The organism is Serratia sp. HMSC15F11 (assembly GCF_001808215.1).
Lineage (GTDB): Bacteria > Pseudomonadota > Gammaproteobacteria > Enterobacterales > Enterobacteriaceae > Serratia > Serratia nevei.
Genome location: NZ_KV792457.1, coordinates 1 through 2620, shown reverse-complemented (window position 1 = coordinate 2620; position 2620 = coordinate 1). Strand labels below are relative to the sequence as shown.

Here is a 2620-nt window from a genome sequence, read left to right as displayed (position 1 = left end):
CCTTCCTTGCCTGTCGGTGGATCCTAACTCCTCCGCTCAACTTACCGCGCTTGACGATCGCCGGGTGGCGCGTGAAATGCGTCAGGCAGCAGCCGACGTGGAAACGCGACGCATTGACGCCGCTCGCGTGGTGGAAGGGCTCAGGACGGAAGCTGAACGCCTGCGCGGGCTGATTGCCGACGGCAAGACGGCGCTGCGTGCTGGCGAGACTGTGAGCCCCGATGCGGGCGTCGCTGCGTTCCTGCTGCCGGATATCGAGGCCGAGCTGGTTGCCGCCGAGGCTGCTGAGGCTGATGTGGCCCGGGAGCGTGACGCGCTGCTGCAGGATGCTGACCGCCGTGATGCGGCGGCTGCGATCGGCCTGTTCAACCTGGCGCACGCCGTGCGCGTACAGCGTATTGAGCAGCTGCTGAAGCTGGCGATGGATGAGGCGACGCTGCTTGCCGAGTCCGACGCGGGGCGCAGTTTGTACCGTACTGTTATCAATCCTGATCGCCGCCTGAACCAGCTGTTCTCCACGCAGGGTGCGATCGAAATTCTGCGCCGCAATCGCGGCATGGAGGCGTAAATGTCTGCATTTTCGATGCTGTGTGACCGGCTTCGCCATGAGGCGACGCTGGCAAAATCTACCGGGGCCGGCGACGCGCTGGCGCAGGTGCTGGAGACGGGCGGTGCTGCGCAGACGTTCGCGCCGATCGGGGCTCCGGTTGCCTCTCCTACGGAGTCGGTTCACCGGGCGCGTGCTCAGTCCATCCAGGATGCGGCGTTCCTGACTGAGATGAAACAGGCGGGCGTGGCTCCTGCCGATCTGGTGATGCTTGACGGCGTGCTGGCCTCCTCTCGCGGACTCCCTGATGCGTCGCGTGCTCCGGCGTTCGCTGCGGTGCGTGCTCAGGTGCAGCAACAGGCGTCTCTCTCCCCTGCTGCCCGGGGTATCAATTGGGACGAGTAAAGCCGATGCCGCGCCACCTGCAGGGTAAGACGCGGATGCCGCTGGCAGGTGGTTGTTACTCTGCTGGCCACCGTCTTGCGCTGATCTCGTTGCTGCCTGTTCTGGAGGCTCGTCCTGGTGACAGGGATGATGGTGAACGATCGAAGCTGGCGCTGTATCAGGAATCGCTGATCAAGGCCGGGCAACCGCACGCGTTCGCGTTACATGAGCCGTCGCTGTATCGCTGGGGGGCGTATCTGAAGAGCCGCCGCGCCCGGTATTTACAGGAGACAGACGCAGGTGTTGCTGCGGCCTCAGACGCGCTTGATCGGCATGCTTTCGGGCGTGCTATTGGTGCGGTCCTGGGGGCTGATGATGAGTGAGTTTGCCGTCTCGCGTCTGGTCATCCCTGAGGTGGTGATCCCTGACGGGGTTGTTGCTGCGCGAAAGGCCAGGGGGATCGCGCAACGTGTCGCAGCTGCTCGCCGTGCTGCTGAACGTCGTGCTGCGCCTACATGGTGCTGGGTGAGACGGGGCGCGTTATGCGCCCTTTTTTTCGCCCTTCGCCTGGCGTGCCTTGCGCCGGAATGCCTTGATCTCTGTCAGGCGGGCTTTGGCGTTTTCGGCCTCCTCCGGGGTTGCTGGTTCGGTGGGGTTGCCGTCCAGGTCGTAGCGCATGCACTGGTCGATGAGGCTCTGCTGGTACGAGCTCGTACCCGTGACAATGCCCAGGATGCGACGGACGGCTTTGCGGTCTGCCTCTGGCGGCATGTTCAGCTCTGCGCCTCGGGTCAGGATCTGCTCGATGATGCCCTTTGCCATGGGGCGACGGTCAACTCCCCGGGTCAGCAAGTCAGGCCAGTGCTCTTTCAGGAATGCTTTGGTCACCCGGTTGGCCAGCGCCTTTTTGGACTTGTTGGCGATCGCGATGTCCTGCTGGCGGCGGTCGTTCTCCTCCTGTCTGCGGATCCCCTCGGCGACCTGTTCAGGCGTCTTTTTCGGCTTTGCCGCTGTGGGCTTCTGTGCGGGCTTCTGCGGGGCTTTCGCTTTTGGCTGTACCTTCGCCTTGCTGGTAGTCCGTTCGGCTGGCTGCGGCTCAGATTTCGCGGCCTTTTCCGGCGGGACGTAGACCGTGCGGTTGCGTCGCTTGATGGTCAGGATCGGACGGGTGGTTTCGGTCATAAATCTCTCTCTGGTCGGTTGGTCCGGATGTGGTCGGCAAGGGCGATCAGGGTGGCGGCGTCGCCGCGGTTCCGATCGATGCGCCGGATGATGTCGTTGATGTAGTCCCAGCGCCCGACGGCGGCAAGGACGGAAAGGGCGAGGCGGTTGAACCGGCTCTCTGGTACCCGGTCGAGGGTCAGGGGGATGCGCTTGCGGGGGCGTCCTGGACCGCGCCCTGTCCCTGGTCTTTTGAGCAGCTGCGGCTGCTCCCCCTGCGGCAAAATAACGGGGATCTTCGCCAGGCTGCGCGTCTCGTTCTGCGCGAACTCGGGCACCGCGATGTGCTCGTCTGTCCATGTCCTGCCTCCGGGCCTGGCTGATGCGCTGGAGTCGCAGGACGGGCAGGAGACGACGATCTCCCGTCGCGGCTTGCCCTTGACCGGTGCCTTGCTGATCACCAGGGGCGCGGCTTTGCAATCAGCGCAGACCGACGATGTCCAGACCGCGTTGTCTGGCAGGGTGGCG

4 protein-coding genes and 1 pseudogene are annotated in these 2620 nt (G+C 64.4%); 3 read left to right on the top strand and 2 right to left on the bottom strand.

The window, feature by feature from the left end:
- The 3 genes from HMPREF3138_RS11580 to HMPREF3138_RS11570 all read left to right on the top strand — a co-directional run.
- The coding region (locus HMPREF3138_RS11580) for a hypothetical protein (protein ID WP_210394216.1) at positions 1-568 on the top strand (568 nt) is incomplete at its 5' end.
- Positions 569-952 carry a hypothetical protein gene (locus HMPREF3138_RS11575; protein WP_070559064.1) on the top strand — a complete coding sequence of 128 codons (384 nt, stop codon included), beginning with the start codon at positions 569-571 and terminating at the stop codon, positions 950-952. It abuts the gene before it with no gap.
- A 5-nt stretch (positions 953-957) separates the two neighbouring features.
- On the top strand, positions 958-1314 hold the full coding sequence (locus HMPREF3138_RS11570; RefSeq protein WP_070559062.1) for a hypothetical protein: 357 nt from the start codon (positions 958-960) through the stop codon (positions 1312-1314).
- Positions 1315-1471: 157 nt separating this feature from the next.
- Here the strand turns inward: HMPREF3138_RS11570 and HMPREF3138_RS11565 are convergent, their stop codons facing one another.
- Complete coding sequence (locus HMPREF3138_RS11565) at positions 1472-2113, bottom strand: ProQ/FINO family protein (protein ID WP_070559060.1); 642 nt, start codon at positions 2111-2113, stop codon at positions 1472-1474.
- Positions 2110-2620: pseudogene (locus HMPREF3138_RS26710) on the bottom strand (hypothetical protein); the annotation flags it as partial. The gene HMPREF3138_RS11565 and the pseudogene HMPREF3138_RS26710, both read right to left, overlap by 4 nt.